The 25,768-nt window shown below is 73.8% G+C and carries 23 protein-coding genes and 1 riboswitch; of the genes, 4 read left to right on the top strand and 19 right to left on the bottom strand.

Translation table 11 applies throughout. The features are described 5' to 3' along the window. Window position 1 precedes the first annotated feature (1 nt). The 3 genes from ribD to rpe all read right to left on the bottom strand — a co-directional run bounded on the left by ribD (window position 2) and on the right by rpe (window position 2,995). Window positions 2-1,039 (bottom strand): bifunctional diaminohydroxyphosphoribosylaminopyrimidine deaminase/5-amino-6-(5-phosphoribosylamino)uracil reductase RibD, encoded by a 1,038-nt coding sequence (gene ribD / locus OP18_RS02085; protein WP_033356855.1) that lies wholly within the window; start codon window positions 1,037-1,039, stop codon window positions 2-4. Between the two features lie 120 nt (window positions 1,040-1,159). Next, a riboswitch (FMN riboswitch) is annotated at window positions 1,160-1,304 on the bottom strand. Between the two features lie 69 nt (window positions 1,305-1,373). Beyond that, entirely contained in the window at window positions 1,374-2,327 is a 954-nt protein-coding gene (locus OP18_RS02080) for a GGDEF domain-containing response regulator (protein ID WP_033356854.1), read from the bottom strand. Window positions 2,328-2,335: 8 nt separating this feature from the next. Beyond that, a complete protein-coding gene (gene rpe / locus OP18_RS02075; RefSeq protein WP_033356853.1) occupies window positions 2,336-2,995 on the bottom strand; it encodes a ribulose-phosphate 3-epimerase in 660 nt (219 codons plus the stop codon). Between the two features lie 55 nt (window positions 2,996-3,050). On the opposite strand from rpe, the gene OP18_RS02070 reads away from it, so the two are divergent. Then, window positions 3,051-3,566 (top strand): hemerythrin domain-containing protein, encoded by a 516-nt coding sequence (locus OP18_RS02070; protein ID WP_033356852.1) that lies wholly within the window; start codon window positions 3,051-3,053, stop codon window positions 3,564-3,566. Window positions 3,567-3,611: 45 nt separating this feature from the next. On the opposite strand, the gene OP18_RS02065 is transcribed toward OP18_RS02070, so the two are convergent. The 3 genes from OP18_RS02065 to def are packed head-to-tail and all read right to left on the bottom strand — an operon-like array spanning window position 3,612 to window position 6,543. Next, window positions 3,612-5,102 (bottom strand): RsmB/NOP family class I SAM-dependent RNA methyltransferase, encoded by a 1,491-nt coding sequence (locus OP18_RS02065; protein ID WP_389249482.1) that lies wholly within the window; start codon window positions 5,100-5,102, stop codon window positions 3,612-3,614. Next, window positions 5,048-6,001, bottom strand: a complete 954-nt coding sequence (fmt, locus tag OP18_RS02060; RefSeq protein WP_033356851.1) for a methionyl-tRNA formyltransferase — start codon at window positions 5,999-6,001, stop codon at window positions 5,048-5,050. Before fmt ends, OP18_RS02065 begins: the two co-directional genes overlap by 55 nt. Then, the gene (gene def, locus OP18_RS02055; RefSeq protein ID WP_033356850.1) at window positions 5,998-6,543 is read right to left on the bottom strand and encodes a peptide deformylase; all 546 of its coding nucleotides are present in this window, start codon (window positions 6,541-6,543) and stop codon (window positions 5,998-6,000) included. Before def ends, fmt begins: the two co-directional genes overlap by 4 nt. 49 nt (window positions 6,544-6,592) lie before the next feature. Between def and OP18_RS02050 the strand changes: the two genes are divergently transcribed. The 3 genes from OP18_RS02050 to OP18_RS02040 are packed head-to-tail and all read left to right on the top strand — an operon-like array spanning window position 6,593 to window position 9,952. After that, complete coding sequence (locus tag OP18_RS02050) at window positions 6,593-7,648, top strand: amidohydrolase family protein (protein WP_033356849.1); 1,056 nt, start codon at window positions 6,593-6,595, stop codon at window positions 7,646-7,648. 10 nt (window positions 7,649-7,658) lie between these two features. Beyond that, window positions 7,659-9,389 (top strand): ABC transporter ATP-binding protein, encoded by a 1,731-nt coding sequence (locus tag OP18_RS02045; RefSeq protein ID WP_033356848.1) that lies wholly within the window; start codon window positions 7,659-7,661, stop codon window positions 9,387-9,389. Continuing rightward, window positions 9,386-9,952, top strand: a complete 567-nt coding sequence (locus OP18_RS02040) for a P-loop nucleotide/nucleoside kinase family protein (RefSeq protein ID WP_033356847.1) — start codon at window positions 9,386-9,388, stop codon at window positions 9,950-9,952. The genes OP18_RS02045 and OP18_RS02040 overlap by 4 nt, the downstream gene beginning before the upstream one ends. A 31-nt stretch (window positions 9,953-9,983) precedes the next feature. Here OP18_RS02040 and OP18_RS02035 read toward each other — a convergent pair whose 3' ends face one another. The 13 genes from OP18_RS02035 to pyrR form a co-directional block, all read right to left on the bottom strand. Further along, a complete protein-coding gene (locus OP18_RS02035; protein ID WP_033356846.1) occupies window positions 9,984-10,775 on the bottom strand; it encodes a nucleotidyltransferase domain-containing protein in 792 nt (263 codons plus the stop codon). Beyond that, the gene (locus OP18_RS58505; RefSeq protein WP_033357033.1) at window positions 10,772-12,673 is read right to left on the bottom strand and encodes a primosomal protein N'; all 1,902 of its coding nucleotides are present in this window, start codon (window positions 12,671-12,673) and stop codon (window positions 10,772-10,774) included. The genes OP18_RS02035 and OP18_RS58505 overlap by 4 nt, the downstream gene beginning before the upstream one ends. 245 nt (window positions 12,674-12,918) lie before the next feature. After that, window positions 12,919-14,112, bottom strand: coding sequence for a methionine adenosyltransferase (metK, locus tag OP18_RS02025; RefSeq protein ID WP_033356845.1), 1,194 nt, complete (start codon window positions 14,110-14,112; stop codon window positions 12,919-12,921). A 122-nt stretch (window positions 14,113-14,234) separates the two neighbouring features. After that, window positions 14,235-15,461, bottom strand: a complete 1,227-nt coding sequence (gene coaBC / locus OP18_RS02020) for a bifunctional phosphopantothenoylcysteine decarboxylase/phosphopantothenate--cysteine ligase CoaBC (RefSeq protein ID WP_033356844.1) — start codon at window positions 15,459-15,461, stop codon at window positions 14,235-14,237. Between the two features lie 6 nt (window positions 15,462-15,467). Further along, entirely contained in the window at window positions 15,468-15,734 is a 267-nt protein-coding gene (gene rpoZ, locus OP18_RS02015) for a DNA-directed RNA polymerase subunit omega (protein WP_033356843.1), read from the bottom strand. 540 nt (window positions 15,735-16,274) lie between these two features. Further along, the gene (gene mihF / locus OP18_RS02010) at window positions 16,275-16,595 is read right to left on the bottom strand and encodes an integration host factor, actinobacterial type (protein ID WP_033356842.1); all 321 of its coding nucleotides are present in this window, start codon (window positions 16,593-16,595) and stop codon (window positions 16,275-16,277) included. Window positions 16,596-16,715: 120 nt separating this feature from the next. Then, entirely contained in the window at window positions 16,716-17,558 is an 843-nt protein-coding gene (pyrF, locus tag OP18_RS02005) for an orotidine-5'-phosphate decarboxylase (RefSeq protein WP_279327118.1), read from the bottom strand. Between the two features lie 85 nt (window positions 17,559-17,643). Beyond that, window positions 17,644-18,630 (bottom strand): quinone-dependent dihydroorotate dehydrogenase, encoded by a 987-nt coding sequence (locus OP18_RS02000; protein ID WP_033356841.1) that lies wholly within the window; start codon window positions 18,628-18,630, stop codon window positions 17,644-17,646. Beyond that, entirely contained in the window at window positions 18,627-21,929 is a 3,303-nt protein-coding gene (gene carB, locus OP18_RS01995; protein WP_033356840.1) for a carbamoyl-phosphate synthase large subunit, read from the bottom strand. Before carB ends, OP18_RS02000 begins: the two co-directional genes overlap by 4 nt. Continuing rightward, a complete protein-coding gene (carA, locus tag OP18_RS01990; RefSeq protein ID WP_033356839.1) occupies window positions 21,922-23,034 on the bottom strand; it encodes a glutamine-hydrolyzing carbamoyl-phosphate synthase small subunit in 1,113 nt (370 codons plus the stop codon). The genes carB and carA overlap by 8 nt, the downstream gene beginning before the upstream one ends. Further along, window positions 23,031-24,248, bottom strand: coding sequence for a dihydroorotase (locus tag OP18_RS01985; RefSeq protein ID WP_033356838.1), 1,218 nt, complete (start codon window positions 24,246-24,248; stop codon window positions 23,031-23,033). Before OP18_RS01985 ends, carA begins: the two co-directional genes overlap by 4 nt. Continuing rightward, on the bottom strand, window positions 24,245-25,159 hold the full coding sequence (locus OP18_RS01980) for an aspartate carbamoyltransferase catalytic subunit (RefSeq protein ID WP_033356837.1): 915 nt from the start codon (window positions 25,157-25,159) through the stop codon (window positions 24,245-24,247). Before OP18_RS01980 ends, OP18_RS01985 begins: the two co-directional genes overlap by 4 nt. Beyond that, window positions 25,156-25,725: a bifunctional pyr operon transcriptional regulator/uracil phosphoribosyltransferase PyrR gene (pyrR, locus tag OP18_RS01975; protein ID WP_033356836.1), complete on the bottom strand. Its 570-nt coding sequence runs from the start codon at window positions 25,723-25,725 to the stop codon at window positions 25,156-25,158. Before pyrR ends, OP18_RS01980 begins: the two co-directional genes overlap by 4 nt. Between the last annotated feature and the right edge of the window lie 43 nt (window positions 25,726-25,768).

The raw sequence follows: 25,768 nt of genomic DNA, 5'->3' as shown, positions 1-25,768 counted from the left end.
GTCACGCACCTTTCACTGTTGCCGTCAGGCGCACGTCGGGCCCGACCATGGCGAGGTCGACAACGTCGAGCGTCAATGCTTCGGCGATGGTGGAAATTCCCGCGGCGCCGAGCGCGGCCGGGCCGGCGCCGAGCAGCTTCGGGGCGAGGTAGGCCACGACCCGGTCGACGAGGCCCTCGGCGAGGAACGCCCCGGCGAGCGTCGGGCCGCCTTCCAGCAGCGCCGTGCGGACGCCCTGGTCGTACAGGTGCCGCAGCATGCCGCTCAGGTCGACCCGGCCGCCGTCCGGTGCGGTGGCGACCCAGGTCGGCGCGGCCCCGTCGAGCACGTTGGCCCCGGCCGGGATGCGGCCGGCGCCGTCGACGACGACCCGCAGCGGCTGGCGGGCGGCGGGGCCGTCGGCGGTGCGCACGGTCAGGTGCGGGTCGTCGGCCAGGACGGTGCCGATGCCGGCGATGACCGCGTCGACGCCGGCGCGGATGCGGTGCACGTCGGCCCGCGCCTCGGGCGAGGTGATCCACTGGCTGGTGCCGTCGGCGGCGGCGGAGCGCCCGTCGAGCGTCGCGGCGAACTTCCAGATCACGTAGGGCGTGCCCCGGCCGACCGCGGTCAGCCAGCCGATCATGGCGGCGCGGGCGGCGTCGGCCAGGACGCCCTCCTCGACCACGATCCCGGCGGCGCGCAGCGTGTCCAGGCCCCCGGCGGCGACCGGGTTCGGGTCGCGCACGGCGACGACGACCCGGGCCACGCCGGCCGCGATGAGCGCCCGCGTGCAGGGGCCGGTGCGGCCGGTGTGGTCGCACGGCTCCAGGGTGACGTAAGCGGTGGCCCCCCGGGCCCGCTCGCCGGCCTCGGCGAGGGCCCTGACCTCGGCGTGCGGCCCGCCGGCGGGTGCGGTGCGCCCCTCGCCGACGACCGTGCCGTCCGGCGCCACCAGCACGCAGCCGACGTTGGGGTTGGGGCTGGTCTCGCCGAGGGCGGCCAGCGACAGCCGCACGGCGCGGCGCATGTGCGGCTCGTGCGTGGCGTCTGCGTCCATGGCCCTCTCCGCGCGGTCAGGTCACACGCGGGGGGCTGACGGGACGGCTGCGGGCGGTGCCGGAACGCGCGGACGCGCAGGCCGGCCCCGGGGTGACCGCCACAACGGTCACCGGATCCCGCGCGCTGAGCTCCCATCCGGACTGTGACCGTCGGCTCTGGACTCACACCAGATCCACCGGTCGACGGCTTCGACCGGGTCGCGGGCTCGCGGCGTGGTGCCGCTTACCGCCGGTTCGGAATTTCACCGAGCCCCGCCAGCGCGTGGTGGGTACGTAACCCGAGTCTTGCACATGAACGCGGCCGGCGGACCGGTCCTTACCGAGGGACGTGCGTCACAGGTGCACGGCGCTGCGGCGGTCGACCGCCACGTAGTTGCCGTTGTGCTTCTTGGCCACCGACTTCATGTCGGTCGCGATGGAGATGACCTCCCGCGGGTCGGTCAGCTGGCCGGTCGCGCCGGTCTGCCCGATCGCCACCCCGATCGACAGGGTGACCAGGTTGGCCTGCTGGACCTCGCCGTTGCGCTGGACGACCTCGACGAAGCCGCGCTCGGCGTCGGCCGGGTCGTAGAGGGCGTCGGAGGCCGCCTGGAACTCCAGGATCGCCTTCGTGTGCAGCGGCTTGAGCTGCTCCGGGCTGCACACGACGAGGAAGTCGTCGCCGCCGATGTGGCCGAGGAACGCCGGCGGCAGCCCGACCTCGACGACGGCGCGGTGCAGCGCCCGGGCGAGCGCGGTGATGAACTCGTCGCCGCGGGCGAAGCCGTACACGTCGTTGACCGCCTTGAACCGGTCGATGTCGACGTGCGAGACGGCGTAGTCGGCGCCGGCCCGGGCCCGGTCGGTGATCTCGCGCAGGATCCGGCTGTTGCCGGGCAGGCCGGTGAGCGGCGACACCTCGCGGTTCTCCTGGTTGCGCCGCAGCGTGGAGCGGACCCGCGCGACCAGCTCCAGCGTGTCGAACGGCTTGACCAGGTAGTCGTCGGCGCCGGCCTGCAGCCCGATGACCTTGTCGGCGGTCTGGCCGCGGGCGGTGAGCAGGATGACCGGGATCGGCGCGGTCATCGGGTCGGCCCGCAGCCGCCGGGTCAGCTCCAGGCCGTCCAGCTGCGGCATCATCCAGTCGACGACGGCGAGGGCCGGCATGTGCTCCTCGACGAGCTGCAGCGCGGTCGCGCCGTCGTGGGCGAGCAGCACCCGGTAGCCCTCGAGCTTGAGGTTGACCTCGATGAACCGGGCGATGTCGACGTCGTCGTCGACGACGAGGATGGTGTCTGGCTCGCCCATCGCCTGCCTCAGCTCGTCGCTACGGCACGGAGCCTGCGCACCGCGGCGGCCGGGTCGTCGGCGCCGAAGACGGCGGTGCCCGCCACGAACGTGTCGGCACCCGCCTCGGCGCAGGCCGCGATCGTATCTTCGGCCACCCCGCCGTCAACTTCAATGCGCAGCTCGAGGTGGCCCGTGTCGACGTGCCGCCGGGCCGTGCGGACCTTCTCCAGCAGCTCGGGGATGAACGCCTGCCCGCCGAAGCCGGCCTTGATCGTCATGATGAGCAGCAGGTCGAAGTGCGGCAGCAGGTCCAGGTAGCCCTCGACCGGCGTGTCGCGGTCGATGGCGAGCCCGGCGCGGCTGCCCGCGGCCCGCAGGTCCTTCGCGATCGCGGCCGGGTCGGTGGCCGCCTCCGCGTGGAACGTGACGTTGTAGGCGCCGGCCTCCGCGTACTGCGTCGCCCACCGCGCCGGGTCGGCGATCATCAGGTGGCAGTCGAACGGCAGGGTCGTCGCCTTGCGCAGGCTCCGCACCACCGGCAGGCCGATCGTCAGGTTCGGCACGAAGTGGTAGTCCATGACGTCGACGTGCAGCCAGTCGGCGCTGCCCTCGACCGCCGCGGCGGACTCGGCGAGCCGGGCGAAGTCGGCGGCGAGGATGGACGGCGCGATCACGGTGTTGCTCACGGCTCGACTCTAGGCGACGGTACGGCTGCGGCGCGGTATGGGGGACAATCGGCGGATGGCTGATGTCGTCGATGTGATCGTCGCCGATCACGTCCGCTTCGAGACGCTGCTGCGGGCGCTGCGCGACCGGTCCCGGCCCGACCTGGCGGGGCACCGCCGGCGCACCCTCGACGAGCTGGCCGGCCTGCTGGTCGCGCACGCCACCGCCGAGGAGTCCGAGGTGTACCCGAAGCTGCGCGAGCTCACCGGCGCCGGCGACCACGTCGAGCACGGCGAGGACGAGCACCTCGACGGCCACCGGCGGCTCCTCGCGCTGCTCGACGTGCCGGACGTGACGTCGCCCGCGTTCGACCGGGCCGTGGGAAAGCTGGCCAACGCGCTGTACCACCACCTGGACGAGGAGGAGCGCACCCTGCTCAACGACGCCCTCGCCCTGGACCCGGCGACCCGGGCGGCGCTCGGCGACGCGTGGGTCGCCGAGCGGGACCGGCTGATCGCCGCGGCGTGCGGCTCCCGGGCGGCGGTGGCCGCCCTCCTGCCCGGCCCGGATCCCGGACGGTCCGGCGCCTGATCCCCGGACGGTCCCGGCCGGCCGCGGCCACCGGGACCGTCGGGGTCAGGCGGCGCGGCGCAGCAGGGCGAGGAACATCGCGTCGGTGCCGTGCCGGTGCGGCCACAGCTGCACCGTCGGGCCCGTGCCCAGGTCCGGCAGCGACGCCGGCAGGCAGGGGCGGGCGTCGAGCAGGTCCATGTCCACCGCGGAGCGGCGCGCCGCCTCCGTCACCGACACCTCGGTCTCGGCCTGGTGCGGTGAGCAGGTCACGTAGGCGACCACCCCGCCCGGGCGCACCGCCCGGAACGCGGCCTGCAGCAGCTCCCGCTGCAGGCGGGTGAGCGGCGGCAGGTCCGACGGCTGGCGGCGCCAGCGGGCCTCGGGGCGGCGGCGCAGCGCGCCCAGGCCGGTGCACGGCGCGTCGACGAGGACCCGGTCGAAGCCGCCCTCGGGCAGGTCGGCGTCCTTGCCGACGTCACGGCCGTCGGCGCGGATGGTGTAGACCGGCAGGTCCTCGGTGGCCCGGGCGACCAGCTCGGCGCGGTGCTGGGCGACCTCGACGGCGGTGACGTGCGCGTCGCGGGTGCGGGCGAGCGCGCCGAGCAGCCCGGCCTTGCCGCCGGGGCCGGCGCACAGGTCGAGCCAGCGCTCGTCGCGCCCGTCGAGCGGGGCGGCGGCGAGAGCGGCGGCGACCAGCTGGCTGCCCTCGTCCTGCACGTGGGCGCGGCCGTCGCGGACGGCGGCGATGCCGGACGGGTCACCGCCGCCGGAGAGCACCACGGCGTACGGCGAGTACCGCCCGGCGGCCGCGCCGGGCAGCGACGCGGCGAACGACGCCGGGTCGAGCAGGCCGGGCCGGGCGCACAGGTGCACGGGCGGGGCGAGGTTGTCCGCGTCGAGGGCCAGCTCGGCCTCCTCGAGGGAGCCGAGCGCGTCGGTGAACGCCCGCACGATCCACTGCGGGTGCGCGTGGACGAGGGCGGCGCGCTCGTACGGGTCGGCGGGCGCGAGCCGCTCCAGCCACGCCGCCCGGTCGGACTCCGCCACGCGGCGCAGGACGGCGTTGGCGAACCCGGCGGCGCCGGGCACCAGCGACCGGACCAGGTCGACGGTGGTCGCGACCGCCGCGTGCGCCCCGACGCGCATGTTGAGCAGCTGGTACGCCCCGATGCGCAGCGCGTCGCGGACCGGCGGGTCGATCCGCTCGACGGCCCGGTCGGCGGCCACGGCGACGATGGCGTCCAGGGTGCCGGTCTGGCGCAGCGTGCCGTAGGTCAGCTCGGTCGCGAACGCGGCGTCGCGGCCGGTGACCCCGGTCTCGCGCAGCAGCCGCGGCAGCACCAGGTTGGCGTAAGCGTCGTCGCGGTGCACGGCGGCGACGGCCTCGTAGGCCGCCTCGCGGGCCGGGTCGATCGCGGGCCGCCCGCCGCGCGGCGGGCGCACGAGCCGGTCGTCGCGGGCGCCCGCGGGCCGCGGCCCGGGCCCGCGCCGGGGTGATCTCAAGAGGTGACTCCGAGCACGGCGCCGGACTCGATGCGGGCGCCGCGCGCCCACGCGTCGGCCGGCATGGCCTTCTTGCCGGGCGCGGTGACGGTGCCGAGCACCACCGGGACGGTGCCGGTGCCGACGAGGACCCGGTTGCGCTCGACGGCGACGACGCCGGGGCCGAGGGCCGCGCCGCCACCGATGACGGAGGCCGCGGTGACGGGGGTGACCGGGCCGAGCTTCAGCCGGTCGCCGCGCAGCGTCGTCCACGCGCCGGGCGCGGGGGTGCAGGCGCGGACCCGCCGGTCGACCGCGAACGCCGGGTCGGCCCAGCGCACGAGCGCGTCGTCGACGGTGAGCTTCGGGGCGGTGGAGACGCCCTCGTGCGGCTGCGGCACGGGCCCCACGGTGTGCGCCTCGATGCCGTCGAGAACCTGCACGAGCAGGCCGGCGCCGGACACGGCGAGCCGGTCGAGCAGGTCGCCGGAGGTGTCGCGGGCGCCGACCGGCTCGGTGAGGGTGCCGAACACGGGCCCCGTGTCCAGGCCCTCCTCCAGCAGGAACACGCTGGCGCCGGTCATGTCGTCGCCGTGCAGCACGGCGTGCTGCACGGGTGCCGCGCCCCGCCACGCGGGCAGCAGCGAGAAGTGCAGGTTGATCCAGCCGTACCGCGGGATGTCCAGCGCGACCCGGGGCACCAGCGCGCCGTAGGCGACCACCGGCGCACAGTCGGGCTCCAGGGCGCGCAGCCGCTCCAGGAACTCCGGCTCCCGGGGCCGGGCGGGGGTCAGCACGGGGATGCCGCGCTCCTGCGCCCAGGCGCTCACCGGCGACGGCACCAGCTGCCGGCCGCGGCCCGACGGGGCGTCGGGCCGGGTGACGACCGCGACGAGCTCGTGGGAGGAGGCGGCGATCGCGTCGAGCGCCGGCACCGCCACCGCGGGCGTGCCGGCGAAGACCAGCCTCACCGGCCGAACAGCCCGTGCGGGCTGGCCTTCACGACCGGCGGGGCGTCGGGGTTGTACCACTCGGCGGCGCGGATCTCCTTCATCGCCTGCTTGCGCCGGTCGGCGTCGAGCCGGTCGAGGAACAGGACCCCGTCGAGGTGGTCGGTCTCGTGCTGGGCGCAGCGCGCCATGAGCCCGTCGCCGACGATCTGGACCGGGTCGCCGTGCTGGTTGAACCCCTTGGCCACGACGTGCTGGCGGCGCTTGGTGTCCACGTAGACCCCGGGGATCGACAGGCAGCCCTCCGGGCCGTCCTGCTCCTCCTCGTCGGGGAACTCGAGCACCGGGTTGACCAGGTGCCCGACGACGTCGTCGACGTCGAAGGTGAACACGCGCAGCCCGACGCCGATCTGCGGCGCGGCGAGGCCGGTGCCGTTCTGCTGGCGCATGGTGTCGAGCAGGTCATTGACCAGCTTGCGCAGCTCCCGGTCGAAGTCGACGACTTCGTCGGCGGGCGTGCGCAGCACCGGGTCGCCGAAGAGGCGGACGGACTGGACGGTCAAACGAGGCACCCCATATCTGATTCGAGTCACGCAAGTCTAGTGTGGCCCGATGAGCAGCCTCCACCTGCGTGGCACCGTGCTGCCCGAGGGTGACGTCCGCGACATCTGGATCCTCGGTGACCGGATCACCCTGCGCCGCCCCGCGGGTGACACGACGACCGTGCACGACGGCGGGTTCATCCTCCCAGGGCTGGTCGACGCCCACGCGCACCTGGGCCACGACGCGGCCACGATGGCCTTCGACCCGGCGCTGTTCGAGGCGGCGGCCCTCGCGTACGCGGCGGACGGCACCACCCTGCTGCGGGTGCCGGGGCACCGCGAGCCGATCCCGGCGGCGCTGCGGGACCGGCCGGACCTGCCGCGCCTGGTCACCGCCGGGCCGTGGCTGGCGTGGGCGGGCCTGGAGGACCTCGACGAGCCGCAGACCGTGCCGGCGGACCTGGCCGCGGCCGGGGTCGCGCAGGCCCTCGCCAACGACGGCTGGTGCAAGACGTACGGCGACTGGGAGCACGACCGGCCCAAGACGCCGGAGCCGGTGCTGCGGCAGCTCTGCGACGCCGTGCACGCCGCCGGCGGGCGGGTCGCCGCGCACTGCCAGACCGCGGAGGGCACCCGCAACGCCGTCCTCGCCGGCGTCGACTCGATCGAGCACGCCTGGTTCCTCACCCCGGACCTGCTCGACGTCCTCGCCGCGCGGGGCGGGGCGGTCACCCCCACGTGGACCGGGTTCCTGCCGCACGTCGACGTGGTGCGCACGAAGCCGGAGGGGCCGCGCAAGGACTGGTTCCTCGGCGGCGTGGCGAGCCTGCGCACCGCGACCGTCGCGGCGTGGGAGGCCGGGGTGACGGTCCTGGCCGGCACCGACTCCCTCGGCCACGGCGACGTCGTCGCCGAGATCGGCCACCTCGTCGCCGCGGGCCTGCCGCCCGCCGCCGCGGTCGGCGCCGCCTGCTGGGACGCCCGGCGTTACCTGGGCTTCCCCGGGCTGGAGGAGGGCGCGCCGGCCGACCTCGTCGCCGTCGCCGCCGACCCGAGGGTGACGCCGGCGGCGCTGCGACACCCGTCACTGGTCATGCTCAGGGGACGCTCAGCGAACCGGCGCTAGCCTCAGGGGCGTGGCCGCGAAGGAGAAACCTGTCTCGCTGCGTTCCCTGCTGCCGTACCTGCGCGAGCACCGCGGCACGCTCGGCGTCGTCGCCGTGCTGTCGCTGCTCGGGTCGCTGACCACGCTCGCCCAGCCGCTGCTGACCCGCGACGTCCTCGACGGGCTGCAGGCGGCCCGGCCGGTGGGGCGCACCGTCGCGCTGCTGGTCACGGTCCTCGCCGCGGTCGCCCTGCTCAACGCGCTGCGCGACTACCTGCTGCAGCGCACCGCCGAGGGGCTGGTGCTCACCGCCCGGCGGCGGCTGACCCGGCACCTGCTGCGGCTGCCGATCGCCGAGTACGACCAGCGCCGCACCGGCGACCTGCTGTCCCGGGTCGGCGCGGACACCACGCTGCTGCGGGCCGTCGTCACGTCCGGGCTGTTCGAGACCGTCACCGGCGCCGTCATGGTGCTCGGCGCGGCCGGCGCGATGCTGCTGCTGGACCCGGTGCTGTTCCTCACCGCCGGCGGTGGCCTGGCGCTGGGCCTGTCGATCGCGGTGGTGTTCTCCCGCCGGGTGCGGCCCGCGTCGCAGGAGGCGCAGGCCCGCATCGGCGACATGACCAGCGCCGTGGAGCGTGCCCTGACCGCCGCGCGCACCATCCGGGCCAGCAACGCCGAGCAGCGCGAGGCCGCGACCGTCGAGGCCGGCGCCGAGGAGGCGTACCGGGCGGGGGTGCGCATCGCGAAGCTGCAGGCGCTCGTCGGCCCGGCCAGCGTCGCCGCGATCCAGGGCGCGTTCCTGCTGCTGCTCGGCGTCGGCGGCGCCCGGGTCGCCAACGGCACCATCTCCGTCGGTGACCTGGTCGCCTTCGTGCTCTACCTGTTCTTCCTGGTCATGCCGCTCGGTCAGGCCCTGCACGCGTACACGCAGCTGCAGACGGGCCTCGGCGCGCTGCAGCGCATGCACGACATCCTCGACGTGCCCGCGGAACAGGACGCGGGCACCGCCGCGGTGACCTCCGGCCCCGTCGCCGTCGCGTTCGACGGGGTCACGTTCGCCTATGCGGGGGCGGCGCAGCCGGTGGTCCGTGACGTGTCCTTCGCCGTGGCGTACGGCACCCGCACCGCCCTCGTCGGCCCCTCCGGGGCGGGCAAGTCCACGCTGCTGCAGCTGGTCGAGCGGTTCTACGACGTGACCGACGGCACCGTCCGGGTCGCCGGCGTCGACGTGCGGGACCTGCCGCGGCAGGTGCTGCGCGCCCAGCTCGGCTACGTCGAGCAGGAGGCCCCGGTCCTCGCCGGCACGCTGCGGGACAACCTGCGCCTGGCCGCGCCCGCCGCCACCGACGCCCAGATGCTGGAGGTCCTCGACGCGGTCAACCTCGCCGACGTCGTCGACCGCGCCCCAGAAGGCCTCGGCGCGCAGGTCGGCGAGGGCGGTGTGCTGCTGTCCGGCGGTGAGCGGCAGCGGCTCGCGATCGCCCGTACCCTCCTCGCCGCACCCCCGATCCTGCTGCTGGACGAGCCGACCTCCAACCTCGACGCGCGCAACGAGGTGGCGTTGCGCCAGGCGATCGACACCGTGGCGCACAATCGGACGATGATCGTCGTCGCGCACCGCCTGTCGACCGTCGTGGACGCGGACCAGATCGTGGTCATGGAGGGCGGCCGGGTCGTCGCCACCGGCCGGCACGCCGACCTGCTGGAGACCAGCGACCTGTACCGGGAGCTCGCCACCAACCAGCTGCTCGTGGCGTGAGGGACCCCGGCGAGGTGTGGGTGGTCGCCGGACCGCCCGGCGCGGGCAAGTCGACCGTCGCCGACCTGCTGATCGGCCTGCTCGACCCGCCGCCCGCCCTGCTCGACAAGGACACCGTCTACGGCGGTTTCGTCGCCGCCACGCTCGCCTCCGCGGGCCGCTCCCCCGGCGAGCGCGAAGGTGTCTGGTACGACGCGAACATCAAACCCCACGAGTACGCCGGCCTGGCGGCCACCGCCCGGGAGATCCGCTCCCGCGGCTGCCCGGTGGTGCTGTCCGCGCCGTTCACCGGCCAGATCTCCGACCCGGCCCGCTGGGCCGGTTTCGTGGCCGCCCTCGGCGGCGAACCCGTCCACCTGGTGTGGGTCCGCTCCGACCCGGCGACGCTGCGGGCCCGGCTGCTCGCCCGCGGCTCGCACCGCGACGGCCAGAAGCTGGACCGCTGGGACGACTTCCTCGCCGCCATCCCCCCGGACCGCCCGCCCGCCGTCGCGCACCACGAGATCGACAACCGCGAGGGCGCCCCGGACCTCGCGGCGTCGCTGCGGATGATGCTGCGCTGAGCCGGGCCGGCCCCGTTGCCGTCGCGCCGGGTCAGGGGTGCGGCTGCGCCAGGGTGGCGCGCAGCTGGTCCTGGACGGTGGCGACGAACGCCCGCGCGGCCTGGACCCGCTGCAGGACGGTGATACGGCCGCGGGGTGGGGGCAGCTCGAGGCCGTGACGCTGGGCGGTCAGGGCGGCGCCGACGACCGGGGTGGGGCCGTGCCGGCGCAGGAACCACTCGCCGCCGGCGAGCTTCGAGCACAGGGTGCCCTCCTCGGCGTACCGGGCGGCGCGGCAGGCGTTGAGGACCGCGTACACCGTGGCGTGCCGCAGCGACGCCCAGCGCAGCTCCTCGACCATCGCGGCCAGCACGCGCTCGCGGGGCACCGGGGCGAACACCGCCGGCGGGGGCGGGCCGGTGACCGCGACGGCGTGCTCGCGGCAGACCGTGGCGTGCAGGACCAGGTCGGGGTCGCCGGGGTGGCCGTCGCCAGCGACGATGCGCGCGGGTGCGTCGGTGGTGGCGACGTGCACCTCGAACGGGCAGCTGCCGAGGTCGGCGGCGGTCGCGGCGGTGATGACGCTCAGCTCCAGGCCGCTGCCCGGGCAGCCGGGGACCGCGGCGAGCCGTTCGCCGAGCCGCACCGCGGCACCGGGATCAGCGCCGGGCACTGCGACGGGGCCGGGGACGACGGCGAGGATGTCGACGTCGCTGGTGCCCGCGCGGAAGCCGCCGAGGGCCGCGGACCCGTGCAGGTACACCCCGACGGTGCCGGGGTGCTCCTCGTGCAGCGTGGCGGCCACCGCGGCGGCGTAGGCGAGGACCGCCGGTGGTGCGCTCACAGCAGGTCCAGGGGGTCGACCTGGATCCGCACGGGGTCGGTGGCCTTGCGGGCGGAGCGCAGGCCGGCGGCGGTGCGCAGGGCCAGGGCCAGGGCGCGGCCGGTGGCCCGGCCGGTGCGCACCAGCATGCGTTCCTGGTCGTCGCCGGCGGGGACGGGGCCGAGGACCTCCGCGCCCGGTGGGAGGCGGGCGACGGCGAGGAGGTCGGCGACGGCGGCGGGGGTGCCGGTGAGCGACGCCATCCGGACCACCGGCGGGAAGCCGAGCTCGCGGCGGTCGGCGAGCTCGCGGGCGGCGAGCCAGCCGGGGTCGAAGCGGACCAGGGCCTGCACGACGGCGAGGGACGCGTCGGCGACCACGACGACCTGGCCGGTGTGGCGGGTCAGGGACGCGGCGGTCAGCCACCGGCGCAGGGCCTCCTCAGTGGCGCGCAGGTCGGCGCGGGTGAGCAGGGCCCAGCTGTCGAGGAGGAGGACGGCGCCGTACCCGCCGGTCGCGACGGGCTCCGCGCCCGGGGTGGACACCACGATGGAGGCCTCGCCGGGGACCGTGGCGAGGACGCCGTCGCGGCCGGAGGTGCGCACCGGGGTGTCCGGGAAGGCGCGGGCCAGCTCCTCGGCGGTGCGGCGGGCGCCGACGACCGAGGCCCGCAGCCGCCTGCTGCCGCATTCCGGGCAGCTGTACGCGGCCGCGACCCGCCCGCACCAGCGGCACGACGGGGGCGCCGACGCCGACGGCAGGGCGAGCGGGCCGGAGCAGTTCGGGCAGCGGGCGGCGGTGTAGCACTCGGCGCAGGCGACGGACGGCACGTACCCGCGCCGCGGCACCTGGATGAGCACGGGCGCGTCGCGCTGCAGGGCGTCGCGGGCGGCCCGCCACGCGGCGGTGGGCAGCCGGGCCGACACGGCGCCCGGGTCGCGGGCCAGCTGGTCGTCCTCGCCGACGGTGACCACCTTCGGCATGTGCCGGCGCAGCACGTCGCGCGCGGCGGCGACCTCGATCGCCCAGCCCGCCTCGATGAGCTGCTGGGCTTCGGCGGTACGCGCGAAACCGCCCACGATGACGCCGCACCCCGCCTGCTCGGCGCGGGCGAGCAGGACCTGGCGGGCGTGCGGGTAGGGCGCCCGGGGCTCGGCGTGCAGGTCGTCGCCGTCGTCCCAGATCGCGACGAGGCCGAGGTCGGCGACCGGGGCGAAGCACGCGGCGCGGGTGCCGATGACGACCCGGGCCTGGCCGCGGGCGGCGGCGAGGAAGCGCCGGTAGCGTTCGGCCGGGCCGAGCGCCGCCGACAGCGCCACGTGCGCGCCGGTGCCGCCGAGCGCGGTGGTCATGGCGGCGTCGAGGCGGTCCAGGTCGCGGGCGTCGGCGACGACGAGCAGCGCGCCGCGGCCGCCGCCGAGCGTGGTCGCGGCGGCCTCGGCGAGCCGGGCGGGCCAGTCCTCGCCGGGCAGCGCGGTCCACACGGCGTGCGGGCGGCGCCCGTCGCCGAGGGCGCGCAGCAGGGCGGGTCCGGCGGTGTACCGCCGCCAGCCGTGCTCCTCGACCGCCGGGACGGGCCGGGCGACGCCGTGCGCGACGGGGGCCTGCTCGGTGCGGGCGTGCCGGGGCGGGACGGCCAGGCGCAGCACGTCGGACATGGTGCCCGCGTACCGGTCGGCGACCGCCCTGGCCAGGGCGGCGATCTCGGGGCGCAGCACCGGCTCCGGCGACACGACCTTCTCCAGGAACAGCAGCTGCCCCTCGTGGCCGGACGCGGCGACGCGCTCCAGCAGGTAGCCGTCGACGGGCTGGCCGGCGAAGCGCACCTTGACCCGCACCCCGGGCCGGGCGGCGTCGTCGAGGGTGGCCGGCACCTGATAGTCGAAGGGCCGGTCGAGGTGCGGCAGCGGCACGTCCACGCACACCCGCGCGACCGGCAGCTCGGCGGCCGCCGGGCGGGGCGGGGCGGCCTTCGCGGTGCGGGCCCGGCCGGCGGTCTTCGCGCGCCCGGCGACGCGCTCCGCGGCGGCCCGCCCGCTGATCGGGACGACCGGCTCCAGTTGGGGGAAGAGACCGTCCTGTGATGCGTCGCCGGCGGGTCCAGAAATAGACGTTGGCCGATCAACCCGGGAATGCGATCGATCGGCCAACATCGAAGGATTGATCAGGCGCCGGCGGCGGACTTCAGCTCGGCGGTGCGGCTCGCCTGCTCCCAGGTGAAGCCCGGCAGCTCGCGGCCGAAGTGACCGTAGGCCGCGGTCTGCTGGTAGACCGGCTTGAGCAGGTCCAGGTCGCGGATGATCGCGGCCGGGCGCAGGTCGAAGACCTCGTTGATGGCCTTCTCGATCCGATCGACCGGCACGACCTCGGTGCCGAAGGTCTCCACGAACAGCGAGACCGGGTGCGCCTTGCCGATCGCGTAGGCGACCTGGACCTCGCAGCGCTCGGCCAGGCCGGCGGCCACGACGTTCTTGGCGACCCAGCGGGTGGCGTACGCCGCGGACCGGTCCACCTTCGACGGGTCCTTGCCGGAGAACGCGCCGCCGCCGTGGCGGGCGTAGCCGCCGTAGGTGTCGACGATGATCTTGCGGCCGGTGAGGCCGGCGTCGCCCATCGGGCCGCCGATCTCGAAGCGGCCGGTCGGGTTGACCAGCAGCCGGTAGCCGTCGGTCTCCAGGCCCAGGCCCTCCAGCTCGGGGGCGATGACGTGCTCGCGCACGTCGGGGGTCAGCAGCGACTCCAGGGAGATGTCGGGCGCGTGCTGGCTGGACACCACGACGGTGTGCAGCCGGACCGGGCGCAGCCCGTCGTACTCGATGGTGACCTGGGTCTTGCCGTCGGGCCGCAGGTAGGGGATGGTGCCGTCCTTGCGCACGGCGGAGAGGCGGCGGGCCAGCCGGTGCGCCAGCGCGATCGGCAGCGGCATCAGCTCGGGCGTCTCGCTGCAGGCGAAGCCGAACATCATGCCCTGGTCGCCGGCGCCCTGCAGGTCGAGGTTGTCGCTGCCGGAGCCCTCGCGGACCTCCAGCGCGGAGTCGACGCCCTGCGCGATGTCGGGCGACTGGGCGCCGATCGACACGCTCACGCCGCAGGAGGCCCCGTCGAAGCCCTTCTTGGACGAGTCGTACCCGATGCCGAGGATCGTCTCACGGACGATCTTGGCGATGTCGGCGTACGCGGACGTGGTCACCTCGCCGGCCACGTGGACCTGACCGGTGGTGATCAGGGTTTCAACGGCGACCCGGCTGCGGGCGTCCTGCGTGAGGAGCGCATCGAGAATGCCGTCGCTGATCTGATCGGCGATCTTGTCCGGGTGACCTTCGGTGACCGACTCTGACGTGAACAGGCGGCGGGCCAATGGTGCTCCTCAGGGATACGGCGTCGGTTGTGTGGTTTCGCAGCAGTGTACGACCCGACGCTGGTGTCTTGATAAAGGCATGGTTGAGTCCGGGCCGCCACGGCACCGTGGAAACGGCATGATCAGGGCAAACGGGCGAGCACGGTGTCCAAAATCCTATCGGCAAGGTCGTCTTTGGACAGTTCGGGCAGTGCGTCGCGGGTGCCGTCGGCGCCGAGGATCACCGCCTCGTTGCGCTCGGCGCCGAAGGTCTTGCCGACGCCCACCTCGTTCACCACGATGAGGTCCGCCCGCTTGCGGAGCAACTTCTCGTGACCGCTGGCGACGGCCTGCTCGATCGCGGCGGTCTCCGCGGCGAACGCGACGAGCACCTGCCCCTCCCGCTTCGCGGCGCCGAGCTCGGCGGCGATGTCGGGGTTGGTGACCAGGTCGAGGGTCGGCGCGGCCCCGTCCACCTTCTTGATCTTGCCGGGGGCGAACACCGCGGGCCGGAAGTCGGCGGGCGCGGCCGCCATGATCACGACGTCGGCGGCCTCGGCGGCGGCCAGGGTGGCGACCCGCAGCTCCTCGGTGGTCTCGACCCGGACCAGGTCGGCGCCGGCCGGGTCGGCCAGCGCGACGTTGGCCGAGATGAGCGTCACCCGCGCGCCACGGGCGACGGCGGCCCGGGCGATCGCGTAACCCTGCTTGCCGGAGGAGCGGTTGCCGATGAACCGGACCGGGTCGATCGGCTCGCGGGTGCCGCCGGCCGTCACGACCACGTGCCGTCCGGCCAGGTCCGGGCCGAGGTCGCCGCGGCGCAGCAGCCGCTGCGTGACGGCGAAGATCTCCGCCGGGGCGGGCAGCCGCCCCTTGCCGGTGTCGGCGCCGGTGAGCCGCCCGACGTCGGGCTCCAGGACCACGGTCCCGCGGGACCGCAGCAGCTCGACGTTGGCCCTGGTGGCCGGGTGCTCCCACATCTCGGTGTGCATGGCCGGCGCGAACAGCACCGGGCACCGGGCGGTGAGCAGCGTGTTGGTGAGCAGGTCGTCGGCCAGGCCGTGCGCGGCCTTGGCCAGCAGGTCGGCGGTGGCGGGGGCGACGACGACGAGGTCGGCCTCCCGCCCGAGCCGCACGTGCGGCACCTCGTGGGCGCCGGTCCACACGTCGGTGCTGACCGGCTGCCCGGACAGGGCCGCCCAGGTCGCCTCGCCGACGAACGTGAGCGCCGCCGCGGTCGGCACCACCCGCACCCGGTGCCCGGACTCGGTCAGCAGCCGCAGCAGCTCACAGGCCTTGTAGGCGGCGATGCCGCCGGCGACGCCGAGAACGACCCGCGGCCGGTCACCGGCGCCGTCCCCGGCATGCATGTCGGACTAGACCTCTTCGATGCGCTCGGCGGTCAGCAGCCCGCTGTTGATCTCGCGGAGCGCGATGGACAGCGGCTTCTCCTGCGGCGTGGTCTCCACCAGGGGACCGACGTACTCCAGAAGCCCCTCACCCAGCTGGCTGTAGTAGGCGTTGACCTGACGGGCGCGCTTCGCCGCGAAGATCACCAACGCGTACTTCGACGTGGTCTTCTCCAGCAGCTCGTCGATCGGCGGATTGGTGATGCCCTGGGGGTCTGCCACGGTTCCGGCCACGAAACAACCTCACGACTTTCCAAATTGACAGCTCGCGAACCTGTAAACCTTACCAGGCCGCCGCTGACCTCGACCGCCACCCGCAGAGGCGAACCGGGGAGGGTTCTACGACTCCCCCATTCGCCAAAGTGTGACCACTCCAGGAAAGATCTTCAAATAGCGAAAGATAGCCAAACATCCATGGCACGAAAGCCACGTATCACCAAAATCCGGGCACGGCTCGACCCAGACAAGACCAGGATGGGGAGGGCCGGGACGAGAAGGCCGGCCACCGGGCTCCGCCACCGTCCAGCCCTCAACGGAAGCCCGGCCACGACGGCGCTCGGAAGCGCAGCGCCCGATCCCCCCGGTCCAGCCGGCCTGAGAAGTGCGAGCGCAGCGAGCATGGGGGCCGCGGGTGGGAACCCCCGCCGCGCGCCGCCTGCGGCGCGCAGCCAACACAGCGCAGCCAACACAGCGCGGCCGGCACAGCACGACGCCCGGCCCCCATCCGGGGTCCGGGCGTCGCGTTCACACTGGTCCGGGGGGACCTGGCGGCAGTCACTTGCCGCCGGCGAACTCCCCGAGCAGTGCCTTGCGCTGCTGGTCGCCGAGGCCGCGGAGGCGGCGGCTGTCAGCGATCTTCAGCTTCTCCATGATCTGCGTCGCGCGGATCTTGCCGATGCCGGGCATCGCCTGCAGCACGGCCGAAACCCGAAGCTTGCCGACGACGTCGTCGGACTCCGCACGATCGAGCACGGCAGCGAGGGTGGTCTTCCCCTGCTTCAGTTGCTCCTTCAGCTCAGCGCGAGCCTTACGAATCTCAGCCGCTTTTTCCAAAGCGGCCGCGCGCTGTTCCGGGCTCAGTGACGGGAGCGGCACCAGGTCTCCTCAGGTCCCTTGAAAAGAATGTTGATGGTCTAGCGCCGGGAAAACTAGCGGTCACGAGCCATTTCGGCAACGTGGGTATCGCATGATCGACGGCCGGTGGCGGCCCGATGATCAGGCGGTGACCGCCAGGGCGGCCGCGCAGTCGTCACGCGCCCGCTCCGCGGCGGCACGCAGCGTGGCCACGTCGGGGCCCGCGCCGAGGACCTCCCGGGAGTACGACGGCAGCACGTCAGGGGCTTGATCACCGAACGCGGCGCGGAGTCCGTCGGCCCTTCCACCCTGCGCGCCGAGGCCCGGCGCCAGGATCGGGCCATTGAGGTTCGTCAGGTCGTGCCCGTGCTGCCCGAGGGTGGCGCCGATCACCACGCCGATGTCGCCGAGCGGGGTCACACCCGCGTTGACCTGCGAAATCTCGTCGATGACGGTCTGCGCGACGGTCGCGCCGGCGGCGCCGACGGCGCGTTGGACCGCGGCGCCCTCGGGGTTGGAGGTGAGGGCGAGGACGAACGCGCCGAGCCCACCCGCGGTCGCCTTGTCGATGATCGGGCGCAGCGCGCCGACGCCGAGATAGGGGCTGACGGTGATCGCGTCGGCGCGCAGCGGCGAGGCCGGATCGAGGTACGCGTCGGCGTACGCGGCGGCCGTGGAGCCGATGTCACCCCGCTTGACGTCGAGAATCACAAGGGTCCGGGTCCCGTCAAACTGTCGGATAGTTGACTCCAGCACCGCGATGCCCCTGGAGCCGAAACGCTCATAAAAGGCGGACTGGGGCTTGATCACCGCGACCCGGTCGGCCAGGGCCTCCCCCACCGTCCGACTGAACGCTTCCAGGCCCTTGACATCGTCGGAGAGGCCCCAGGCGGTCAGCAGGGAGGGGTGCGGGTCGATCCCGACACACAGCGGCCCCAGCGTGTCCATGGCGGCCCGCAGCCGCGCACCGAATCTGCCGCTCACGCCGTCACCTCCGGTACGCTCCGGCGCCGCCGCGAGCCAACACTGAGCTGATGGTTCACGGCTCCTCCGCTCCGCTCCGGATCGCTCACGTGCTCCCCCTTGTCGCTTGCACGGCCTGCCGGACGAGGCGCGGGCCGTGGTAGATGAGTCCGGTGTACAGCTGCACGAGGGCGGCGCCGGCGTCCAGCATCCTGGTGACGTCGTCGCGGGTGGTGATCCCGCCGACACCGATGACCGGCAGCCCGCTCTCCTTGGTGACGAAGCGCACGACCTGCAGCGCGCGTGGCGCGAGGGGCCGGCCGCTGAGCCCGCCCGCCTCGGCGGTGGGCACGCCGTGGCGTTCGATGGTGGTGTTGGTGGCGATGAGCCCGGCGACGCCGCGGGCGAGGCACACGTCGAGCAGCTCGCCGAGGGCGGTGTCGGTGAGGTCCGGCGCGACCTTGACGAGGACCGGCTTGCCCGCCGGGTTCGCCGCGTGCAACGCCCCGAGCAGCGCGGACAGGTGCGCCTTGTCCTGCAGCTCGCGCAGCCCGGGCGTGTTCGGCGAGCTGACGTTGACGGCGAAGTAGGCGCCCTGGTCGTACAGCTGCCGGAAACTGCTGACGTAGTCCTCGACGGCGCCGGTCAGCGGCGTCACCTTCGACTTGCCGAGGCTGATGCCCAGCGGCACCGGCAGGGGCCCCAGCCGCGCCAGGCGCGCCGAGAGGGCCCGGGCGCCGGCGTTGTTGAACCCCATCCGGTTGACGATCGCCTCGTGCTGCGGGAAGCGGAACAGGCGGGGCCGGTCGTTGCCGGGCTGCGGGTGCCAGGTGACGGTGCCGACCTCGACGAAGCCGAACCCGAGCCGGGGCCAGGCCCGCAGCGCCCGGCCGTCCTTGTCCATGCCGGCGGCGAGCCCGACCGCGTTCGGGAAGTCGATCCCGAACACGGTCCGGCGGGCGCCCGGCGGGCTGTACGCGGATCCCCGGCCGGGGATCCGCGACAGCCAGCGCAGGGTCCGCTCGTGCACCGCCTCGGCGTCACCGCCGCCGAGGCGGAACAGCACCGGGCGGACGAGCCGCTCGTAGGTCACCGCTGCCCGCGCAGCGCGGCGTGCAGCTCCTGCAGCGGCCGGACCGTCATCTCACCCCGCAGCAGCGCCTCGATGCCCATGACGGCGGCGGCCGCGCCGGGCAGCGTGGTGATGCACGGGATGTCGGCGACGACGGCGGCGCTGCGGATCTCGTAGCCGTCCTGCCGGCCGCTGGAGCCCTGCGGCGTGTTCATCACCAGGGCGACCTCGCCGCCGGCGATCATCGACACGGCGTTGCGGCCGTTGCCCTCCTCGTAGTGCTTCGGCACGATCTCGCAGGCGACGCCGTAGCGGCGCAGCACCTGGCCGGTGCCGGCGGTGGCGACGATGGAGAAGCCGAGGTCGGCGAGGCGCTTCACGGGGAACACGATGCCGCGCTTGTCCCGGTTGGCGACCGTGACGAGGACGGTGCCGGCGGTGGGCAGCGAGCCGTACGCGGCCGACTGGGACTTCGCGAACGCGTGGCCGAAGGACGTGTCGATGCCCATAACCTCACCCGTCGACTTCATCTCCGGCCCGAGCAGGTTGTCCACGCCCTTGCCCTCGACGGTGCGGAACCGCTTGAACGGCAGCACCGCCTCCTTGACCGCGATCGGCGCGTGGTCCGGCGGCGTGCCGCCGTCGCCCTCGGCCGGCAGCAGCCCCTCGGCGCGCAGCTCGGCGATGGTGGCGCCGAGCGCGATGCGGGCCGCGGCCTTCGCCAGGGGCACCGCGGTCGCCTTCGACACGAACGGCACGGTGCGCGAGGCGCGCGGGTTGGCCTCCAGGACGTACAGGCTGTCGTCCTTCAGCGCGTACTGGACGTTGAGCAGCCCCCGCACGCCGATGCCGCGGGCCAGGGCGACCGTGTAGCGGCGCACCTCGTCCAGGTGCACCCCGGCGAGGGTGATCGGCGGCAGGACGCAGGAGGAGTCGCCGGAGTGGATGCCGGCCTCCTCGATGTGCTCCATGACGCCGCCGACGTACACCTCGCCGTCCTTGTCGCACAGCGCGTCGACGTCGATCTCGATGGCGTCGTCGAGGAACCGGTCGACGAGCACCGGGTGCGCCGGGGAGATCTCCGTGGCGCGGGCGATGTAGCCGCGCAGCGTCTCCTCGTCGTACACGATCTCCATGCCGCGCCCGCCGAGCACGTACGACGGCCGCACCAGCACCGGGTAGCCGATCTCGTCGGCGATCAGCTTCGCCTCGGGGAAGCTGGTCGCGGTGCCGTGCGCGGGGGCGTTGAGGCCGTTGGCGGCGAGCAGCTTGCCGAACGCGCCGCGGTCCTCGGCCAGGTCGATCGCCTCGGGTGAGGTGCCGACGATCGGCACGCCCGCGTCGGCGAGCTGCTGGGCCAGGCCCAGCGGGGTCTGCCCGCCGAGCTGCACGACGACGCCGATGACGCCGGGGCCGCCGCCGGCGCGACCGGACTCGTTCTCGGCGTGCACGACCTCCAGCACGTCCTCGAAGGTGAGCGGCTCGAAGTACAGCCGGTCGGCGGTGTCGTAGTCGGTGGAGACGGTCTCCGGGTTGCAGTTGACCATGACGGTCTCGTAGCCCTTGGCCCGCAGCGCCATGACCGCGTGCACGCACGAGTAGTCGAACTCGATGCCCTGGCCGATGCGGTTCGGGCCGGAGCCGAGGATGAGCACCTTCGGCTTGTCCGACGGGGCGACCTCGGTCTCCTCCTCGTAGGTGCTGTAGTGGTACGGGGTGCTGGCGCGGAACTCCGCGGCGCAGGTGTCCACGGTCTTGTACACGGGCCGCAGGCCGAGGCGCTGGCGCAGGCTGCGCACCCCGTCCTCGCCGGCGAACTCGGGGCGCAGCGCGGCGATCTGCCGGTCGGACAGCCCGGCGCGTTTCGCGGTGCGCAGCAGCGGCTCGTCGAGCACCGCGGCGCTGAGGATCTCGGCGCGCAGGTCGACCAGCGCGGCGATCTGGTCGACAAACCACGGGTCGAAGCCGGACGCCTCGGCGACGGCCTGCACGCTGTGGCCCTCGCGCAGGGCGCGTTCGGCGGTGTACAACCGGCCGTCGTGCGGGACCTTGAGCGCCTCGAGCGCGTCGATGCCGGGCCGGTCGGGGGCGGTCCAGAAGCCGGCGGCCTTGGTCTCCATCGACCGCATCGCCTTGCCGAGGGCCTCCTGGAAGGTGCGGCCCATGGACATGGCCTCGCCGACCGACTTCATCGTGGTGGTGAGCTCGGCGTCCGCGCCGGGGAACTTCTCGAACGCGAACCGCGGGATCTTCACCACGACGTAGTCCAGCGACGGCTCGAACGCCGCCGGGGTCTTGAGGGTGATGTCGTTGGGGATCTCGTCCAGGGTGTAGCCGATGGCGAGCTTCGCGGCGATCTTCGCGATCGGGAAGCCGGTCGCCTTGCTGGCCAGGGCGCTGGAGCGGGAGACCCGCGGGTTCATCTCGATGACGACGAGCCGGCCGGTGGCCGGGTTCACCGCGAACTGGATGTTGCAGCCGCCGGTGTCGACGCCGACCTCGCGCAGCACGGCGATGCCGAGGTCGCGCAGCCGCTGGTACTCCACGTCGGTGAGCGTCATCGCGGGCGCCACGGTCACCGAGTCGCCGGTGTGCACGCCCATCGCGTCGACGTTCTCGATCGAGCACACGACGACGACGTTGTCGTGCTTGTCGCGCATCAGCTCGAGCTCGTACTCCTTCCAGCCGAGCACGCTCTCCTCGATGAGGACCTCGTGCACCGGGGAGGCGACGAGGCCGCCGCCGGCGAGCCGCTCGAGGTCCTCGTCGGTGTGCGCCATGCCGGAGCCGAGGCCGCCCATGGTGAACGACGGGCGGATGACGACCGGCAGGCCGAGCTCGGCGACGGTCGCGCGGACCTCGTCCATGGAGTGGCAGACGCGGCTGCGCGGGGTCTCCCCGCCGGCCTTCGCGACGATGTCCTTGAACAGCTGCCGGTCCTCGCCGCGGCGGATCGCGTCGATGTTGGCGCCGATGAGCTCGACGCCGTACTTGTCGAGCACCCCGGCCTCGTGCAGCGCGACCGCGGTGTTGAGCGCGGTCTGCCCGCCGAGCGTCGCGAGCAGCGCGTCGGGGCGCTCCTTGGCGATCACCTGCTCGACGAACTCGGGGGTGATCGGCTCGACGTACGTGGCGTCGGCGAACTCGGGGTCGGTCATGATCGTCGCCGGGTTGGAGTTGACGAGGCTGACCCGCAGCCCCTCGGCGCGCAGCACCCGGCACGCCTGGGTGCCGGAGTAGTCGAACTCGCACGCCTGGCCGATGACGATCGGGCCGGAGCCGATGACGAGGACGTGCCGGAGATCGGTCCGCTTAGGCATTGGTGTTCATCAACTCCGCGAATCTGTCGAACAGGTAGTCCGCGTCGTGCGGCCCCGCTGCCGCCTCCGGGTGGTACTGCACGGTGAAGGCCGGCACGTCCAGGCAGCGCAGGCCCTCCACGACGCCGTCGTTGAGGCAGACGTGGCTGACCTCGACGTCGCCGAACTCGGTGGTGGTCCTGGTGTCCCGCGGCGCGTCGACGGCGAAGCCGTGGTTGTGGCTGGTGACCTCCACCTTGCCGGTGGTGCGGTCCATGACGGGCTGGTTGATGCCCCGGTGGCCGTAGCCCAGTTTGTAGGTGCCGAAGCCGAGCGCCCGGCCCAGGATCTGGCTGCCGAAGCAGATGCCGAACAGCGGGATCTTCGCGGCCATGACCGATTTGGCCAGCTGCACCGGGCCGTCGGCGGTGGCCGGGTCGCCGGGGCCGGGCGAGAAGAACACCGCGTCGGCGTTGAGCGCGCGGATCTCCTCCAGGGTGGTGTTCGCCGGCAGCACGTGGGTGGTCACCCCGCGGGCGGCGAGGCGCCGCGGGACGTTGCGCTTGATGCCGAGGTCGACCGCGGCGACGGTGAACCGGTGCTCGCCCTGCGCCTCGACGGTGTACCGCTGCGGGGTGCTCACCTCGGCGGACAGGTCGGCGCCGAGCATCTGCGGCTGCTGGCGGACCCGCTGCAGCAGCCCGTCGCGGTCGTCGTCGACGCTGGACACGCCGACGCGCATGGCGCCGCGCTCCCGCAGGTGCCGGGTGAGGGCCCGGGTGTCGATGCCGCTGATGCCGACGATCCCCTCGACCGCGAGGCGGTCCTGGAGGCTGCAGGTGGCCCGCCAGTTCGAGTACGTGCGGGCGGGGTCGCGCACCACGTACCCGGCGACCCAGACCCGGTCGGACTCGTCGTCCTCGCCGTTGACGCCGGTGTTGCCGATCTGCGGCGCGGTCTGCACGACGACCTGCCGGTGGTACGACGGGTCGGTCAGCGTCTCCTGGTAACCGGTCATGCCGGTGTTGAACACCGCCTCGCCGAAGGTCTCGCCGATGCCGCCGAAGGCCTCACCGCGAAACGTGCGGCCGTCCTCCAGTACCAACAATGCTGCTCTGCGCTTCACCGAGTCGCCTTTCCGTTCAACACCGTCGGCTCGCCGCGCAGGTAGGTCGCCTCGACGCGACCGCGCAGCTCCATTCCGGCGTAAGGGGTGTTGCGCGACCTGCTGGCCAGGGCGGTCGGGTCGACCGTCCACCTGGCGTCCGGGTCGAAGATCGTGAGGTTCGCGACCTGCCCGACCTGCAGCGGGTGGCCGTGCCCGGCCAGCCCGGCGATCTTCGCCGGCGCGGCGGACATCCAGTCGGCGATCCTGTCCCACTGCGGCCCCATCGTCTGCACGACGATCGCGAGCGCGGTCTCCAGCCCGAGCATGCCCGGCCTGGCATACGCCCACTCGCACTCCTTGTCCTCCACGCTGTGCGGGGCGTGGTCGGTGGCCACACAGTCGATCGTGCCGTCCTGCAGGCCGCGGCGCAGGGCGAGGACGTCGGCCTCGGTGCGCAGCGGCGGGTTCACCTTGTACACCGGGTCGTAGTCGACGGCGAGGTCCTCGGTGAGCAGCAGGTGGTGCGGGGTCACCTCGGCGGTCACCCGCCACCCCTTCGACTTCGCCCAGCGGATCAGCTCGACGCTGCCGGCGGTCGACACGTGGCAGATGTGCAGGCGGGCCCCGACGTGCCCGGCGAGCAGCACGTCCCGGGCGATGATCGCCTCCTCGGCGACCGCGGGCCAGCCGGTCAGGCCGAGCCGGGCGGCGACGTCGCCCTCGTTCATCTGCGCGCCGGTGGTCAGCCGCGGCTCCTCGGCGTGCTGGGCGATGACCCCGTCGAACGCCTTGACGTACTCCAGGGCGCGGCGCATGAGCCGCGGGTCGTGCACGCAGTGCCCGTCGTCGGAGAAGACCCGCACCCGCGCCGCGGAGTCGGCCATCGCGCCGAGCTCGGCGAGCTGCTCGCCGCCGAGGCCGACGGTGACGGCGCCGATCGGCTGCACGTCGACCAGGCCGGCCTCGCGGCCGAGGCGCCACACCTGCTCCACGACGCCGGCGGTGTCGGCGACCGGGGACGTGTTCGCCATCGCGCAGACGGCCGTGTACCCGCCGAGGGCCGCGGCCCGCGACCCGGACTCCACGGTCTCGGCGTCCTCACGGCCCGGCTCACGCAGGTGGGTGTGGAGGTCGACCAGCCCGGGGAGGGCGACCAGGGGGCCCTTCTTGTCCGGGTCGATACGGACGATGACCCCATCTTCGATGGTGATCTCGCCCAGGTTGGTGATCACGCTTTGCCTCCGAGCAGCAGGTAGAGGACGGCCATCCGCACGGAGACCCCGTTGGCGACCTGTTCGACGATCGTGGAGCGCGGCGAGTCGGCGACCTCCGGCGCGATCTCCATGCCCCGGTTCATCGGCCCGGGGTGCATGACGATCGCGTGCCCGGGCAGCCGCCGCATGCGCGGCACGTCGAAGCCGTAGCGTCGCGCGTACTCCCGCTCCGACGGGAAATACGCCTGGTTCATTCTTTCCCGCTGGACCCGCAGCATCATGACGACGTCGGAATCCGGCACGACGGCGTCCAGGTCGTAGGAGGTCCCGGCGGGCCACGCGTCCACGCCGACCGGCAGCAGCGTCGGCGGCGCGACGAGCGTCACCTTCGCGCCGAGGGTGTGCAGCAGCTGCACGTTGGACCTGGCCACCCGGGAGTGCAGCACGTCGCCGACGATCGCCACGTTCAGCCCGGCGAGCCGGCCGAGGCGGCTGCGCATCGTGTACGCGTCCAGCAGCGCCTGCGTGGGGTGCTCGTGCGTGCCGTCGCCGGCGTTGACGACGCTGCCCTCCACCCAGTTGGCGAGCCGGTGCGGCGCGCCGCTGGCGGGGTGGCGCACCACGACCGCGTCGGCGCCCATCGCCTGCAGGGTCAGCGCGGTGTCCTTGAGACTTTCACCCTTGGAGACGCTGGAGCCCTTCGCGGAGAAGTTGATGACGTCCGCCGACAGCCGCTTCGCGGCCGCCTCGAACGAGATCCGGGTCCGGGTCGAGTCCTCGTAGAACAGGTTCACCACGGTGCGCCCGCGCAACGCGGGCAGCTTCTTCACCTCGCGCCCCGCCAGGCTCGCCATCTCCGCCGCGGTGTCCAGCACGAGGGTCGCGGTCGCGGCGTCCAGGTCGGCGGCACTGAGCAGATGCTTGATCATTTCACCCCGCCCTTGTTCACGATCATCACGGCGTCCTCGCCGTCGTGCTCGGCGGTGAAGACCCGGACGCTCTCCTCGATCGACGTCGGGATGTTCTTGCCGACGTAGTCGGCCCGGATCGGCAGCTCCCGGTGCCCCCGGTCGACAAGGACCGCCAGCTGCACCATCCGCGGCCGGCCGAGGTCCTTGAGCGCGTCGAGCGCCGCGCGCACGGTCCGGCCCGAGAACAGCACGTCGTCGACGAGGATCACCCGCCGCCCGTCGAGGCCGCCCGGCGGCACCTCCGTGTGACCCAGCGCACGCGTCGCCTGCAGGCGGAGGTCATCCCGGTAGAGCGTGATGTCCAACACACCCACGGGAATGGTCACGCCCTCGAACGTGGCGATCCGCGCGGCCAGCCGGCGCGCCAGGGGTACGCCCCGGGTAGGTATGCCCAGCAGCACCGTTTCGGCCGCGCCGGACGTCTTTTCCAGAATCTGATGGGCAATCCGGTCCACCACCCGGGCGACATCTGCCGCCGTTAGGATGGTTTTGCCCAGCTCAGCGCCGGTTGTCGGGGACGACAAACCAGACCTCCTTCCCCGCCTCACCGGACGGGTCGTTAAAGGA

Source organism: Dactylosporangium aurantiacum, assembly GCF_000716715.1.
GTDB classification, from domain to species: Bacteria; Actinomycetota; Actinomycetes; order Mycobacteriales; family Micromonosporaceae; genus Dactylosporangium; species Dactylosporangium aurantiacum.
The sequence above is the reverse complement of the archived record's forward strand: the minus strand, read 5'-3'. Positions and strand labels throughout refer to the sequence as shown.